Origin of the sequence: Kitasatospora sp. NPDC090091, from assembly GCF_044747365.1 — a bacterium.
Lineage (GTDB): Bacteria > Actinomycetota > Actinomycetes > Streptomycetales > Streptomycetaceae > Kitasatospora.
The window spans coordinates 1-14140 of sequence record NZ_JBIVDY010000019.1 but is presented as its reverse complement, the minus strand read 5'-3'; the positions used below and the strand labels follow the sequence as shown (position 1 = coordinate 14140).

General features: G+C 71.1%; 12 protein-coding genes and 1 pseudogene. 8 read left to right on the top strand and 5 right to left on the bottom strand.

Annotated elements, in window-relative coordinates; all coding sequences use genetic code 11:
• Positions 1-96 precede the first annotated feature (96 nt).
• Positions 97-1569 (bottom strand): FAD-dependent monooxygenase, encoded by a 1473-nt coding sequence (locus ACIPSC_RS28825; RefSeq protein ID WP_400829363.1) that lies wholly within the window; start codon positions 1567-1569, stop codon positions 97-99.
• A gap of 102 nt (positions 1570-1671) precedes the next feature.
• Positions 1672-2064: a nuclear transport factor 2 family protein gene (locus tag ACIPSC_RS28820; RefSeq protein ID WP_400829361.1), complete on the bottom strand. Its 393-nt coding sequence runs from the start codon at positions 2062-2064 to the stop codon at positions 1672-1674.
• A 342-nt stretch (positions 2065-2406) separates the two neighbouring features.
• On the opposite strand from ACIPSC_RS28820, the gene ACIPSC_RS28815 reads away from it, so the two are divergent.
• The 5 genes from ACIPSC_RS28815 (at position 2407) to ACIPSC_RS28795 (ending at position 5940) form a co-directional block, all read left to right on the top strand.
• Positions 2407-2991 (top strand): TetR/AcrR family transcriptional regulator, encoded by a 585-nt coding sequence (locus tag ACIPSC_RS28815; protein WP_400829359.1) that lies wholly within the window; start codon positions 2407-2409, stop codon positions 2989-2991.
• An 85-nt stretch (positions 2992-3076) separates the two neighbouring features.
• A complete protein-coding gene (locus tag ACIPSC_RS28810; RefSeq protein ID WP_400829357.1) occupies positions 3077-3205 on the top strand; it encodes a hypothetical protein in 129 nt (42 codons plus the stop codon).
• 9 nt (positions 3206-3214) lie between these two features.
• Positions 3215-4147 carry an MBL fold metallo-hydrolase gene (locus ACIPSC_RS28805; protein WP_400829356.1) on the top strand — a complete coding sequence of 311 codons (933 nt, stop codon included), beginning with the start codon at positions 3215-3217 and terminating at the stop codon, positions 4145-4147.
• A gap of 205 nt (positions 4148-4352) precedes the next feature.
• Entirely contained in the window at positions 4353-4562 is a 210-nt protein-coding gene (locus ACIPSC_RS28800; RefSeq protein WP_400829354.1) for a hypothetical protein, read from the top strand.
• Complete coding sequence (locus ACIPSC_RS28795) at positions 4549-5940, top strand: amidase (protein WP_400829352.1); 1392 nt, start codon at positions 4549-4551, stop codon at positions 5938-5940. The genes ACIPSC_RS28800 and ACIPSC_RS28795 overlap by 14 nt, the downstream gene beginning before the upstream one ends.
• A 188-nt stretch (positions 5941-6128) precedes the next feature.
• Here ACIPSC_RS28795 and ACIPSC_RS28790 read toward each other — a convergent pair whose 3' ends face one another.
• Positions 6129-7511 carry an SMI1/KNR4 family protein gene (locus tag ACIPSC_RS28790; protein ID WP_400829350.1) on the bottom strand — a complete coding sequence of 461 codons (1383 nt, stop codon included), beginning with the start codon at positions 7509-7511 and terminating at the stop codon, positions 6129-6131.
• Positions 7512-7820: 309 nt separating this feature from the next.
• The gene (locus ACIPSC_RS28785) at positions 7821-8810 is read right to left on the bottom strand and encodes a hypothetical protein (RefSeq protein WP_400829348.1); all 990 of its coding nucleotides are present in this window, start codon (positions 8808-8810) and stop codon (positions 7821-7823) included.
• 160 nt (positions 8811-8970) lie between these two features.
• Between ACIPSC_RS28785 and ACIPSC_RS28780 the strand changes: the two genes are divergently transcribed.
• On the top strand, positions 8971-10953 hold the full coding sequence (locus ACIPSC_RS28780; protein WP_400829346.1) for a HEAT repeat domain-containing protein: 1983 nt from the start codon (positions 8971-8973) through the stop codon (positions 10951-10953).
• A 138-nt stretch (positions 10954-11091) separates the two neighbouring features.
• On the opposite strand, the gene ACIPSC_RS28775 is transcribed toward ACIPSC_RS28780, so the two are convergent.
• Positions 11092-11907 (bottom strand): hypothetical protein, encoded by an 816-nt coding sequence (locus ACIPSC_RS28775; RefSeq protein ID WP_400829344.1) that lies wholly within the window; start codon positions 11905-11907, stop codon positions 11092-11094.
• A 199-nt stretch (positions 11908-12106) separates the two neighbouring features.
• Between ACIPSC_RS28775 and ACIPSC_RS28770 the strand changes: the two are divergent.
• Both ACIPSC_RS28770 and ACIPSC_RS28765 read left to right on the top strand, forming a co-directional pair.
• Positions 12107-13295: pseudogene (locus ACIPSC_RS28770) on the top strand (transposase).
• A 36-nt stretch (positions 13296-13331) separates the two neighbouring features.
• Positions 13332-13919, top strand: coding sequence for an SMI1/KNR4 family protein (locus ACIPSC_RS28765; protein WP_400829342.1), 588 nt, complete (start codon positions 13332-13334; stop codon positions 13917-13919).
• The last annotated feature ends 221 nt before the right edge of the window (positions 13920-14140 follow it).

Sequence of the window (14140 nt, the reverse complement as noted above, 5' to 3'; positions counted from 1 at the left end):
CAGCCCTCCGGCTTTCTGGGGTCGCGTCCTGGGCAGTGGCGCAGCGGATCACCCCGGGGTGGTGTTCATCCCGGGGTGGTGTTCATCCCTGGGCACTCAGCGGCACAGAGTGCGCAGGGCGGTGAGGCAGTCCGCAGCCCGGCGCTGCGGGTCGGTGTCGGTGCTGGCCCAGGCGATCCGGGCGTCCGGCCGGATGAGGGCGGCGGTGACGTCCAACCAGATCGGGTGCGCCGTCCTGGTGTTGACGGTTCCTGCCTGCTGCTCCACGCCGTCCGTCGGGCGCGGTGTCCGGGTCCCGCCGAGGTCCAGCAGGAGTGGTCGGCCGTGGTGCATCAACGCGTGGGCGGTGGGTTCGCCGGCTGAGTCGAGGGTGAGGCCGGCCAGCCGGGTGCCGATCAGCGGGTGCGTGCGGGGCTTGGTGCCGGCGGGGAGCGGGTCGTCGAAGCCGGCGATCCGGCGGGCCCACCGGCGGTTGGTCTGCGGTTCGGCGAGCGCGGCGGACCAGACCTCGCGCAGCGCGATCTGCTCCGGGCTCGCCGCCGCGAACAGGGCGAGCTGCGCACGGGTGTTGTCGATGACGGCGCGGGCGGCCGGCCGGCGCTCCGTGTCGTAGCTGTCGAGCAGCCCGTCGGGCGCCCGGCCCTGGAGGGTCGCGGCCAGCTTCCAGCCCAGGTTGGTCGCGTCCTGGATGCCGAGGTTCATGCCCTGCCCACCGGCCGGGAAGAACATGTGCGCCGCGTCCCCGGCCACCAGCACGCGTCCGGCCCGGTACCGCGCGGCCTGGCGGGTGGCGTTGCCGTAGCGCGAAAGCCACCGGGGGTTGCGGATGCCGAGATCCCGGCCGAGCAGCGCGCGGGTCTGCTCGCGCACCTCTTCCAGGGTCAGCGGTTCGCCGGTGCCGTGGTGCATGGTGGCCGTGGACAGGCCCGCCAGCCGGTGGACGCCGTCGCCGATCGGGGCTGCCAGGAACGAACCGGCCGGCCCGGTGGCGGCGAGCGGCGCGGCGGGTGGGTCGTCGAGTTCGACGTCGGCGAGCCACCCGGTCAGGGTGGTGTCCTGACCGGGGAAGCCGATGCCGGCCGCCTGGCGCACCGCGCTGCGGGTGCCGTCACAGCCGACCACCCAGCGGGCCCGCACGGTCCGGTGGGTGCCGCCGGCCCGGAGCACCACCTCGACGGCGTCCGGCTCCTGGGTGAGCGAGACCACCTCTTCCCCCCGCGCCACTCGGGCGCCCACGGCGACCGCGTGCTCCTCCAGGAGCTGCTCGGTGACGGACTGACCGAGCGCCAGCATGAAGGGGTGCACCGCCCCGACCGTGGAGAAGTCCAGCCGGGTGGTCGCCGCGCCGAAGTGGCCGGTCGGCACCGGGGTACCGCGTTCGATGAACCGCTGCGCGAGGCCCCGGGTGGCGAAGGTGTCCAGCGTGCCGGCCTGCATGCCGACCGCACGCGACCGTCCGTCCGGCGCCGCCCGGCGTTCCACGACGGCCACCTCCACCCCGTGCAGCCGCAACTCCGCGGCAAGCCAGAGCCCCACCGGGCCGGCCCCGGCGATCAGCACGTCGAGCATGACAACCACTTCCTCTCACTCGTGGGACGATGCGCCACGACGCCGGCGCGCCGATGCGCGGGGACAGCGGCGCGCCTCGTGGCGTCAGGTGGGCAATGTGGCTCAGCGGGCGCTGCCGAGGTTCCGGTCGTGCTCGGCGCCGGCGAGCATGAGGGTGGTCTCCTCGATGCGGCGGAAGCGGCCGTCGGGGGCGAACTCGGCGAAGAGGTAGACCTCCATGCGGACGGTGGAGCCGTCGGTCTTGATGACCTCCATCGTGTGGCGGTCGGCGTAGCGGTCACCGGACGAGAGCTCGTCGTGCACCTCGACCGAGCCGCCGGCGACGACCGTGCGCAGGTGGGCGATGTGGGCGAGGAACTCGGTGCGGTCGGCCCAGTCGCCGTCGGTGCGCTGGCGGTAGTCGGGGGCGAAGTGCCGGTCGGCGGCCTCGTCGAGGTCGAGGCCCGGGGTGAGGAGCAGGTCGGTGAGGGCGGCGCGGGCGTCGGTGCGGTTCATGGGGGATTCCTTCGGTTGGGTGCGGGAGTGGCCCGCACTGGATCGACCATAGATGCGTGCTTCGAGCACGCTTCTGACTGTAGCAGGAAAAGCGTGCGTCAAGCACGCTAATTTGGGAGAGGTGAAGAACTCGACGGGATGCGACATCGCCGATGCGCCGGGGGAGGCGGTCGGCGGCCTTACCCGTGCGGTCCTCGGCGGCCTGGCCCGGGCCGGGTGTGCAGCGCTGTCGGCCCGGGCCCTGTCGGCCCCGTGCGGACGGGGCCCGGGCGTCTGGATGCCGGGCGGGGCTCCGGGGGTCGGCCGGCCCAGACGCGACTTCTTCGCATTAGGCTTGTGTGCATGAGTGCCCGAGCGACCACACGCCCCGGCGGGCGCAGCGCCCGCGTCCAGCAGTCCGTGCACCAGGCCGTCCGTGATCTGGAGGCGGAGCTGGGGCGGGATGCGCTCACCGTGCCGCTGATCGCCGCCCGTGCGGGAGTGACGCCGTCCACCGTTTACCGGCGATGGGGGGACCTGCGGGAACTGCTGTCCGACGTGGCCGTCGAGCGGTTGCGCCCGGACGCCCCGCCGGCCGACCACGGCAGCCTGCGGGCGGACCTGGAGGCGTGGGCGGTGCAGTTTGCCGAGGAGATGTCCTCTACGGCGGGCCGCACGTACGTCCGCGACACCCTGCTGGGCGACCCTGAGCAGGGCAATGCGGTTCGCTGCTCCGACTACGCCGTCGAGCAGTTGAAGGCCATCGGCGTGCGCGCGGCCGGGCGCGGGGAGGCCGTGCCCGATGTGGAGACCCTGCTGGACGTCCTCGTCGCCCCCCTGATGTACCGCATCCTGTTCCGCCCCTCGGACCTGTCCGCGGCCTACACCGGCCGCCTCGTGGCGGCGGCGATCGGCCCGGGCTCCGCTCCCGCTGCGCCTAAAGGCTAAGAATTTGCGTTCTGGATGACGTGGGACGTACTCTCCCTAACGCAAAGCGTTTGCCTTTAGGTGCTTCAGGCGCGAGAGGTGCTCCATGCTCAGCGTCGTGGCCCCGCCGTCCCCTCCCCGCGGCCTGCCCGTGCTGGGCCGCCGCAACGCCTTCCGCCTCCACGCCTCCCGCCTCCACGCCTCCGTCCTGGACGCCGTCCGACCGACAACGTAAGGACCACCGATGAGCACCGCCGCACCCCGTCCGGCCGCCCCCTTCACCAGCACGGGATGGAGCCTCGGCGACATCACCGTACGGCGCGTCGACGAGATCGAACTGCCGCGCGGGACCGGACCCTGGCTGCTGCCGGACGCCACCAAGGAGGTACTGGACGAGGCGTCCTGGCTGCGCCCCGACTTCGCCGACGCCGACGTCCCCCGCCTGGCGAGCCACAGCTTCGCGGTGGAGGCCGGCGGGCTGCGGATCGTCGTGGACACCGGCATCGGCAACGCCAAGCCACGCGCCAACCCTGCCTGGAATGGTCTCGACACCGACTTCCTGGAGCGCCTGGCGACGGCCGGCTTCCCGCCCGAGTCCGTGGACCTGGTCATCACCACCCACCTGCACACCGACCACGTCGGTTGGAACACCCGCCTCGTCGGCGAGGACTGGGTCCCCACCTTCCCGGGCGCCCGCTACCTCACCAGCCGCACCGAATGGAACCACTGGGCCGCCACCGACCTCGACGAGGCCCGCCGCCAGATGTTCCGCGACTCCGTCACCCCCGTCCACGACGCCGGACAGTACGACCTCGTGGACGTGCCCGAGCAGGGGCACGAGGTGGCGCCGGGCGTCTTCCTGATCCCTGCCCCCGGCCACACCCCGGGGCAGGTCGCCGTGGAGCTGCGCGGCAGCGACCGCCGCGCGCTGATCACCGGCGACAGCATCCACCACCCGGTCCAGCTGTCCCACCCCCACGTGCACAGCTGCGTCGACATCGACCCCGCCCAGGCCGTCCGCACCCGCGCCCGGCTGCTCGACACCCTGGCGGACACCGAAGCACTGCTCCTGGGCACCCACTTCCCGGCGCCCACGGCCGGCACCGTCCGCCGGGAGAACGGCCGCTACCGACTGCTCACCGAGCACGGCAGCGAGATCCGGACCACCGCGGCCTGACCGCGCGGCCTGACCGCGCGACCGGCCCCGCCCGGCGTTCCCACCCGGCGTTCCCACCCGGCGTTCCCACCCGGCGTTCCCGCGCGGCGGGACCGCCCGGACCGCCGTGCTGCCGCCGCCGCCTTTGCCGGCGCCGAACGAGTCCCCGGCCTTCCGGGCGTCGGTCACCCCACCACTCCGACCTCCACCGAGAGGGAGAACAGCCATGTCCGCCGTCGAACTCACCCCACCGGAGGCCGCCCGCTGGGCCGCCCGCGCCGGCCTCGCGCTGCCCGCCGAGCGCCACGCCGCGGTCGCCGCGGTCGCCAATCACATCCACAGCGTCGTCGCGGTCCTGCGCGAGCTGGACTTCGCGGACGTGCCGCCCGCCGCCGCCTACCGCGCCGCAGAGGAGAACCACGATGCAGCCGTATGAGCTCTCCCTCGCCGCCGCCGCGGACGCGATCCGCGCCCGGCGACTGTCCCCCGTCGAACTGGTCGACTCCGTCCTCGACCGCATCGAGACGGCGGAACCGCACCTCGGCGCCTACGTCACGGTCGTCTCCGAGCAGGCCCGCCGGGCGGCGGCCGAAGCCGAACGCGAGGCGGCGCAAGGCTGTTACCGGGGACCGCTGCACGGCATCCCGATGGCGCTCAAGGACCTGATCGACGTCAGCGGGATGGCCACCACCGCCAGCTCCCGGGTACGTGCCGACCACCGCGCGACGGCGGACAGCACGGTCGCCGCGCGACTGCGCGAAGCCGGTGCGGTCCTGCTCGGCAAGACCCACACCCACGAATTCGCGTTCGGCCTGACCACCCCGCAGACCCGCAACGCCTGGGACCGCGGCCGGGTCGCCGGCGGCTCGAGCGGCGGCTCAGCGGTCGCCGTCGCGTCGGGCACCGCGACCTTCGCCCTGGGCACCGACACCGGCGGGTCGATCCGGGTGCCCGCCGCGCTCAACGGGGTCGTCGGCCTCAAGCCGACCTACGGCCTCGTCCCCCGTCACGGCGTCACCTCCCTGTCCTGGTCGCTGGACCACGTCGGCCCGATCACCCGCACCGTCGAGGACGCGGCCCTGGTCCTGACCGCGCTGGCCGGACACGATCCGCGCGACCCCGCCTCGCTGGCCGTGCCCGCCGCGGACTACCGGCCGGGTGCCGGCACGGACCTGACCGGGCTGCGCATCGGCGTGCCGCGCACCTACTACTTCGACAACGTCCACCCGCAGGTGGAGACTGCGGTCCGGCACGCCATCGGGCAGTTGGAAGCCCTGGGCGCAAAGCTCGTCGAAGTCGACATCCCGATGACCCGCTACATCCAGGCCACCCAGTGGGGCCTGATGGTGCCGGAGGCCGGCGCCTACCACGAGGGCAGCCTGCGAACGGTCCCCGAGCTGTACCAGGAGGACGTCCGCATCCTGCTGGAGGCAGCCGAGTTGATGAGCGCCGGGGACTACGTGCGCGCTCAGCGCTCCCGCGCGCTCATGCGCGCCGAGTGGGCACGGATGCAGGCGGAGGTCGACGTGATCGCCGCCCCGAGCGTCCCGATGCCCGCGGTCGGGGCCGCCGAGGAGACGGTCACCTGGCCCGACGGCACGGCCGAGAGCGTCTCCGACGCCTACGTACGCCTCTGCGCCCCCGCCAACATCACCGGCGTGCCCGCCCTGACCGTTCCGGTCGGCCACGACGCGGCGGGCATGCCCATCGGCATGCAGCTGCTCGGCCGGCCCCTCGGCGAGCCCACGCTCCTGCGAGTCGGCCACGCCTACGAGCAGACACAGCCCGCCCGGGCACTCGCCACAGCGGTCTGAGGCTTTCGCGCCACCCAGCCAACTGCCCGCGGTCGCCCTCCGCACGACCTCTGAAGGCCGCTTCCGCAGCACTGCGGAAGCGGCCTTGATGTGGCCGGTCGACTGACCGGCTGTCTGCTGTGCAGAAACGCCATCGGTCCCTCGCACGGCCGTGAGGGGCCAGCGGCGCTTTCGCTGGCCAGGTGGGGCTATGACGAGGGGCCGAGGTCACCGTTGACAACGGTCTCGGTGATCAGGGGGCGGTCCCAGAGGGCGAGGATCTCGTCGGCCAGGGCCATGATGGGCCGCGGGTCCTCTCTCCCGAACGTCTGGATGGAGGCAGCCGAAAGGCTGCGCGGGACTGCTCCGGCGTCGAGCAGGACTCGCCAATCCCCGGGCGCGAGTTCGAGGAACTCCAGTCCGGTCAGCGCGGCGATCTCCAGCGGGTCGGCAAGCGTGCCGGGGTATGCGCAGAGCGTGCGCAGGCGGGGCAGCCCAACGACGGGGGCGAGGCTCAGGGGCGCGCCACTCCAAGCTCCGATCATCAGGACTTCCAGCGCGGGATGGGTAGCGGCCTCGATGCTCCCTATGCTCTCGTCGTGGACGATGGCCGTGACCGGCCGCTTGTCCCACCGGTGTCCGGTGTACCAGTTCCGTTCTGGGCCAAGGACCAGGTCGGTGAGCGATTCGGCCCACAGCGAAGCGCCGATGCTCTGCTCGTGGTCGAGCACGATCACCTGGCCGAGGTGGCCGCGGGGGCCGGGTGTCAGGTCGACGGCGACCATGTCCCCTCCGCCGGTGCCGCCGAGAACGATCCACCCCGGAGAGCCGACCAAGTCCTGTACGGCGTCGTCAGGTCCCGTGAGGACGGCCCCTGTTGCCGCATGTTCCCAGTGGAAGTACGAACGGTAGGACAGGTCGGCGACGGCGATGTCTTCCAGAGAGCACAGCTCGAAGCCGACCGCGCCCAAGACACGCTCCTCTGCCTCGTAGTCGTCCTGCCAGTCCTCCCACCGTGCGCGCGTCACCCGGTAGAGCGCCTTGACCTCCTCGGGAAGCGAAAGGCCAAGCCTCTCCTCGGCGGCGGCGATCTCCTCCTCGGTGGCGCCGATCGCGTCGGGTATCCGCTCGCGGAGTGTCCGTTCCAGCAGTGCCGCGTCCACGGACGGGGCCGGCCGGGCCCCGGTTGCGGGCTCGGGCAGGCGACGCCACGGCTCGGGGACGGCGTCCTCGACCAGGGTCAGCGCGCCCACACTGCTGCCGATGCCGGGAACGATCGCCGGGCTGCGATCGAACAGCCGGAGAACTGTCGCTCCGTTCGGAGGGATCTCCACGGTGAAGGCGATGTCGGTCACTCCGGCCCCGGCGAGCGTGTCCCGCACCCGTTCGATCGCGTCGTGCTCCTCTTGGTTGTCCGACAACAGCATGACCCGACCGGGCGGCGGGTACCGCCACTTCACGGGCACGCTGTACGAGCCTCGGCCGATGCTTCCCGACACCTGGCCGCCCGGCACGGCAAGTGCCTGCGCGTGCGCGGTCCGCAGGAGCCGCAGCAGCGGCTCCCAGGTCTCGAAGTCGTACAGCGAGGACAAGTGGGCCTCCGACTGGTGCGGTGTTCGCAATGTCGGCGATTATGCCCGCCACCTGCGACAACCCCGCCGACAGGCGACCACGGAACAGAGGCGGCGCAGACAGCCGCACACCTTGCCGGTTCGGCCGCCGTCTCTACCGCGGGGCGGCGGCTCGCCTTTGCCGCGCCCGGATCGCACCACTGCCGCCTGTCACCGGCCGCTGCTGTCGTGGCGGGGTATACGGGTCCGCCAACGGAGACGGTCGTCGGCCGCCCGTTCTTCCCGCGCGACCGATCTCGGGCCCCAACACCTCAAGATCTGCGTGCCCTACTACGGCAGTCGGCGGTCGTCGAAGGGGTCGTCGGGTTCGTGGAGCTCGTGCGGTTCGAAGTCGGGGCGGTCGATGAGCTCGGCGATGGAGAAGGGGTGCCGGTGGTCGGTGAGAAGCCGGTGGACGAACTCGGCGGTGGAACCGTCGAACCGCGCCTGGAGGTCGCCGTCCTCGTTGCGGGCGATGACCGGCCACCGGTTCGGGTCCGGGTCCTCCGTCAGCCAGTAGAACTGGTCGGCCTTTACGGAGTCGGCCCACTGGAGGAGCCCGCCCGGGGCGGGGTGGAGCCAGTGAGGGTGGTAGAGGTCGGCGATACCGGGGTCGGCGGCGGCGAGTTCGGCAAGGCGGCGGGCGTGCTCGACGAGGCACAGGAAGGGCGGGAAGGGGACGTCGCGGCCGGGCGGGGGGCCGGGCAGGGACAGGTCGAGGAAGCCGGCGAACGTACCGGGGCCGAAGTGTTCCGCCAGGTGCCGGTAGTCGGCGGGCAGGGCGGTGCCGAGCCTGGCCTCGGCCGACGACCAGTCGACCGGCCACTGCCGAGACTGCGGCCGGCCCGTCGCGACGGCGAGCCGCCGCACCCAGCGGTCACCCGGCAGACCGGCAGCCTCGTTCCCGTCCTCGGAGAGCAAACAGGCCGTCGCCGGGTCGGCCCGGTGGGCCGTCACCGCGACCAGGTGCGGCGCACCGCCGTTGATGTCCCGGACGATCCCGCAGCCGATCCAGCGCTCGCCCACCGCCCACCCGCACAGCTCGACCAGGCGCCCGGCGAACGGGGCGACCAGCGGCAGCCCGCTGTCCTCCTCGATGGTCGGGTCGACGAAGCCGCCGGTGGCGAGGTTGCGCGACGACCCCCAACGCGGGCGCAGCGCCTCAACGAGGCGGCGGTGAGCGGCGGTGAGGTCGCCGTCGGCCGACAGCCGGGCGATGTCCGGGACCGGGCGGGTCAGCAGGACGTCGACGCGGTGCAGGTGGTCGGTGGTGTCATCCATGGTGTCAGTCAACCGCGGGCCGCTGACAGCCAGCTCCGGTGGTTCTCGCCGCTGGAGACCACAACTCCATACGTCGAGCGGGGGCTGACACGTGCGTGTCGAGGCTGCCCGAAGCAGCAGTCGTCGCCTGCGCGTGGGGCCCAGAGATAGGGTCACAGGCATGTGGGAGGGGTTGGAAGCAGTTGACTGGGCTACGCTGACTCACAACTACGGGTCCGCCGAAGACGTGCCCGCCCTGTTGCGTCGGTGCGCCGGGCAGGATCCGGAAGACGCTGCCCGCGCCGTGTCCGAGCTCCTCAACCATCTGTTCCACCAAGGCGGCTGGATCTGCTCAGCTGCTTCGGCCACGCTGCCGTTTCTCGTGCGGCTGGCCGCGAATCCGAACGTCCTGCTCTCAAGCCGCCGCGTGGCGCTGGAACTGGTGTCGAGCCTGGCGGAGGAGGCGGGGCAGGTTGCCGAGGGGTTCCTCGACCTCGACTGGCGGCCGGCCTGGGAACGGGTTCTGCCGGAGGTACTCGTCCTTCTCACCGACCCCGCCCCGGAGGTCCGACGAGACGCGGCCCACATCCTCGGAGTCTGCGACAGCCACGGTGAAGTCGTACTGTCTGCGCTGGTGCGGTGCTGGCAGGCGGAGGCTGATCCGGCAACCCGCCTCGACCTGGTCCTCGCGCTCGGCCGGGCGGCCGGACGCGAACCCGCCGGCCCGCAGGGTGCCGAGGTCCTGGAGCTGCTCCGCGAGTTGCTCGACGCCCCGGAAGTGCAGATCCGCCTGGCCGCAGTGCACGCGCTCGCCCCGGCCGACCCGAACCTTCCCGTACGACGAATCGATCTTCTGCTGCAAACAGTTCGCGACCCGAGCGTCGAGTTGTGGCGCCACACCAGTTCGGTCGACACCGGTGTCACGGGTGTCCACCACTGGACCGCGAAGTTGTTCACTGAGCCGTCCCCCGCCTTCACCCGCGGGCTCCTGCAGGACCATCCCGACGTCGACCAGCGGGTCGGAGCCCTGGGCCAGACAGGCGGTTTGCTGGCGCAATGGCGCTCCACGAGCACCGAACTCCTTCCCGCTCTCCGAGCTCGGCTGAACGATCCCGCACCCGAAGTACGGTTCCGCGCAGCAGAGCTGCTGGCCTGCCTCGGCCCAGTCGGCACCGCCCACGCCGACGATGTCGCCGCCCTGATCGGCGACACCGCCGCCCGGGCCACCCGGAAGCGGGAGACCGTCAACGAGGCTGCATTGTGGGCGTTGGCCCGTATGAACGATCCACGCTGCATACCGGCCTTGATCAAGGTGATGGCCGAACCACGATCGGGCTTCGCTACGGGGTCCGTCTGCTATCCCGCTACTGCCGGCTGGCACTATCCCGTTCTCCCCGCGCTCCACGAGGTCCTTGACCACCTTCCAGACCACGCCGCCCTGCTCCTACCTGCCGTCCGTGAACAGCTCGATACCGCCACGGATCACCACGTGCTCAACCGGCTCTGCCAGGTGCTGGCGGGCTGGGGAACCGCCGCGAAGGCAGCGGTTCCCCAACTGCTCGGCCTTCTGGAGGACGACCGGACCTGGACAGCGGCAGCGAGGGCATTGGCAGGGATCGGAATAGCGGGGAACGGGGCACGAGGTCTGCTGTTGGCCCGATCCAGCAGTGGCGAAGCGCACGCAGAACTCGCAGCATGGGCCTACTGGAAGGTCGGTGGCGAGCCCGGGCCAGCCCTGGAAGCACTCGGAAGTGTTGCCGCCGACGTCAGCATCCCGCTCCCTACCCTGCGCATGATCGCTGACCTCGGCCCGCACGCCGGCCGTTACGTGCACCATCTCCGAGCGCTGACAGCTGACACCGAGCCCTGGACCCGTATCGAGGCGGCGCACGCTCTCTGGGCCACAACCGGCGATACCGAGACCAGCGTCCCGGCCCTGACGACGGCCCTGCAGGGACTGGCCAAGGGAACCCATCTCCCGGTCATGCTCCCCACCGTGCGATACCTGGCCCGGACCGGTCACACCGACCAGCCCACCATCCAGCTCCTACGCGGCGTGCTGTTCAGCGATCAGCGGCTTTGTAGCAACGGCGGCTGGCAGGGATTCACCCAGGACGAAGCCATCCGAGCCGCCATCGAAGAGTTGCTCGCCGCGTCCGACTGATCTGCTGCGGCCACCGCATGAAGAGTCGTCCGCCACAGAGCCAGGAAGAAGATGCAGTGGCGTTGGCCGGCCGGGCTGGGCGCCGCGTGGGCAACCGCACGGCAGCGCCGGGCAGCTGCGTCCACTCGTCCCCGTTGGTCAGGTCGCGATGGGGGTGTACCGCGCCGCCGTGAGCCTGGCCACCGTTCGAAGTCTGGTGAAATAGGAGGCGCAGTACTCCTCGTTGATCAGGGGCACGACTCTGTCGAGGTCGGCGATGCATGCCCAGAGGGTGGCAATGCCGTTGTTGTCGAGTCCGCCGTCCAGCTCTCGCTGGACGAGGCCGGCCACGTCGGCGTCCAGGAGGATCAACTCCACGCCCTCGATGTCCACGCCGCGGAAGCCTGTGGGGAACAGCGCGCGTCGGTGTTCCTCCCACAGCCGGGCGAGTCGGCTTTCAGGCTTTGCTCCGCTCATGTCGGCGGCTGTCGCTGCTGCCGCAGCCGGTGGGCGAAGGAGCAGGCCAACAGCATCGAAGACGGCACGCACCATGTCGATGGCCCTGGTCGGACTGAGGGCGGCACTTGTCGCGGCGCCGTGCGCGAGCTTGTCGCGCAGCACTCGGGTTCGGTCGAGTTCGGCGGCGAGTTCGGCTGGGATGAGCTCCGCGCCGGTGGCCCGCTCGATCAGGTCCTGGAGCGGCTGGTGGACAGCCAGCCGCTCGGCGAGGACATGCTCCAGGGCGAACAGGGAATGCGTGACGGCGACGGTGGCGAACTCGTACCGGTAGTAGGAATGCCGGATGAGCTCGCGAGAGGTCTCCAACGCGCTCATGACGTACATGGACGCCTCGCTGGGCAGAACCAGGTCGGCAACCAGGGCGTCCATGCCCGCATAGTCGAGTACGGCGTCGCGGGCGCGCGGGTCCGGTACTGGCAGAGGCGACGGCCCAGGTACCGGCGGCAGGGTGTTCACCAACGCAGTCTTGTCCTCTGAAGGCAGTCGGCGCCACCGGATTCGCTCAGGTCGGCTCTTGGCCACCTGCTGGGCTCGAACAGGCGGACTCTGTGATCACTCGTCCGGGTGTTCACGGGACGCGAGTGCGGCCTTCGCGTGATCCTGAACTCGACCAAAGGGGACAGGACTTGACGCGATCGCCGTTTTGGTGATTGTGATGGAACAGGGCGTGCAAGGCGATCCGTTCGCGGAACTCTCACGCTTCCGGGGGGACTTCTACGACTGCCTGACCGGACGGCGCGATGCGCTGTTCGAGCTGGCCGACGCGCTGCTGTGCACTGACGGACCGGTGAAGGTCGTCGCCCTGGAATCGGGCCGAACCTCGTGGGTCGCGCCGCTGGACGCCGTCCGGCTGCGGCCGGGCGACGACCTCGCCGCGGTCACCGCCTCGCAGGTGCGGGACCTGGTCGAGCGCCTGATCGCCGCAGGCCAGTGGCGCCTGGCGACCCCGCGGTGTGGATCGTGACCGATGCCGGCTACGACGTGATGCGCCTGTCCTGGCTCCTGCGCGACCTGCCCGTCGAGATCCCGGGACGCCTGCGCTCGGACCGGGTGATGCGCGGCCCGGCACCGACCCGCGCGGAGTTCGCGCTGGCCAACCCGGCCGGGGGCCGGCCGCCCAAGTACGGCGGCGAGTTCATCTTCAAGGACTCCCGGACCTGGGGCGCCCCGGACGCGGGGACGAAGGTGGAGACCACCCGCCACGGCACCGCCCATGCCCAGAACTGGGACCGGCTCCACCCCGAACTCCAGCAGCGCGCCGCCTGGCGGGACCACCCGGCAAGCTCCCAGTCATCGAGGGCACCGTCACCCGCCTCCAGGTCGACTACCTGCCCAGCGGCGGCGACCCCAAGCCCTTGTGGCTGTGGTGGTCACGACCGACAGCCGGTCCGGCGGAGACCGACCTGGCCTGGCAGACCTTCCTGCGACGGTTCGACATCGAGCACTTCTTCAGAATGATCAAGCAGACGCTCGGCTTGACCACACCGAAACTCCGCGACCCCGAGGCGGCGAACCGCTGGACCTGGATCACGGTCGCCGCCCACACCCAACTACGCCTCGCCCGGCCCCTGGCGACCGACCTACGACGCCCCTGGGAGAAGCCAACCGAACCGAACAGGCTCACTCCCGCCCGGGTCCGCCGTGGGTTCCGACACCTGCGTGCCAAAGCCTCAACACCGGCAACAGTGCCGAAACCCTCCCGGCCCGGCCCCGGCCGCCCACCCGGCTCGAAGAACCGCCGCCCCGCGACCCGCTACGACGTGGGCCTGCTCCTGGCCACCGGCGAGTCCTACCGCAGACCGACCCACCACAAGGTCGGCACCAAACCCCGCCGCACGGGGTAGGTGGTTGTGTCACAGCGTCCTGCGAGGCTATGACCCATGATCGAGCCTCCACGCATCGGCATCAGCCCGGTGATCGCTTCAGTGACCGAGTCCTGGACCTTCATTGACGCCTGGCTGGCGGAGCACGCGCCGGCAAGCCTGGCCGAGCTCCAGCCGCCCGCATCGCCCGAAGCCATCAGCAGAGCGGAGGAGCAGCTCGGATTCCCGATTCCCGCTGATCTACGGGAGTCGTTGCTCTGTCACAACGGCGACGGTTCGTCCGTCGGGGTCCTCCCGTGCGGCCCTATGTACTCCACCGAGAGGATTGTCGAGATCCGCGACATGCGGATGAGTATCTGGGATGCCGACGATCCGGACCAGCAGGACGATCCGTGGTGGGGAATGCCGTGGGTGTCGTTCGCCGGCGGCGACGGTGACGAACACTTCATTCACGCTGGTCCCGGCCTGTGGCACAACCACCTCGGCCGGGCTCCGCACGACGACTCCGCCTACTTCGTCGGCTGGCCGAGCCTTGCCGCATGGCTCCACGCCATCACCCAGGCGATGGCGCACTACGACGACCGTGACTGGAGCGGAACGGCCTACCGACCGATGCTCCGGAAGGACGGAACAGTCGACTGGTAGACCAGTCGACCAACCAGGGTCTGGATGAACCACAAGTTCAGAGTATGTGTCAATACCTGTGGATCGAGTGGGGCCGCGTGTCAATGCCCTGGATCGCGGAGCAATAGTCAAGACTTGTGGGTGAGGCACCGAGCTTGTTCAGCCTCCATGGGCTTCGGGGCAGTGCGCTGCCACCCAGGTAGCGGTGATGTCGTTGCAGGTGACGATGACCGACCCGGGTC

Coding starts and splice junctions, on each gene's coding strand:
- ACIPSC_RS28825 (WP_400829363.1), bottom strand. CDS start 1,569: ATGCTCGACGTGCTGATCGCCGGGGCCGGCCCGGTGGGGCTCTGGCTT.
- ACIPSC_RS28810 (WP_400829357.1), top strand. CDS start 3,077: ATGCTCAGCGTCGTGGCCCCGCCGTCCCCTCCCCGCGGCCTGCCCGTG.
- ACIPSC_RS28765 (WP_400829342.1), top strand. CDS start 13,332: ATGATCGAGCCTCCACGCATCGGCATCAGCCCGGTGATCGCTTCAGTG.
- ACIPSC_RS28780 (WP_400829346.1), top strand. CDS start 8,971: ATGTGGGAGGGGTTGGAAGCAGTTGACTGGGCTACGCTGACTCACAAC.
- ACIPSC_RS28820 (WP_400829361.1), bottom strand. CDS start 2,064: ATGAACCGCACCGACGCCCGCGCCGCCCTCACCGACCTGCTCCTCACC.
- ACIPSC_RS28800 (WP_400829354.1), top strand. CDS start 4,353: ATGTCCGCCGTCGAACTCACCCCACCGGAGGCCGCCCGCTGGGCCGCC.
- ACIPSC_RS28795 (WP_400829352.1), top strand. CDS start 4,549: ATGCAGCCGTATGAGCTCTCCCTCGCCGCCGCCGCGGACGCGATCCGC.
- ACIPSC_RS28805 (WP_400829356.1), top strand. CDS start 3,215: ATGAGCACCGCCGCACCCCGTCCGGCCGCCCCCTTCACCAGCACGGGA.
- ACIPSC_RS28785 (WP_400829348.1), bottom strand. CDS start 8,810: ATGGATGACACCACCGACCACCTGCACCGCGTCGACGTCCTGCTGACC.
- ACIPSC_RS28815 (WP_400829359.1), top strand. CDS start 2,407: ATGAGTGCCCGAGCGACCACACGCCCCGGCGGGCGCAGCGCCCGCGTC.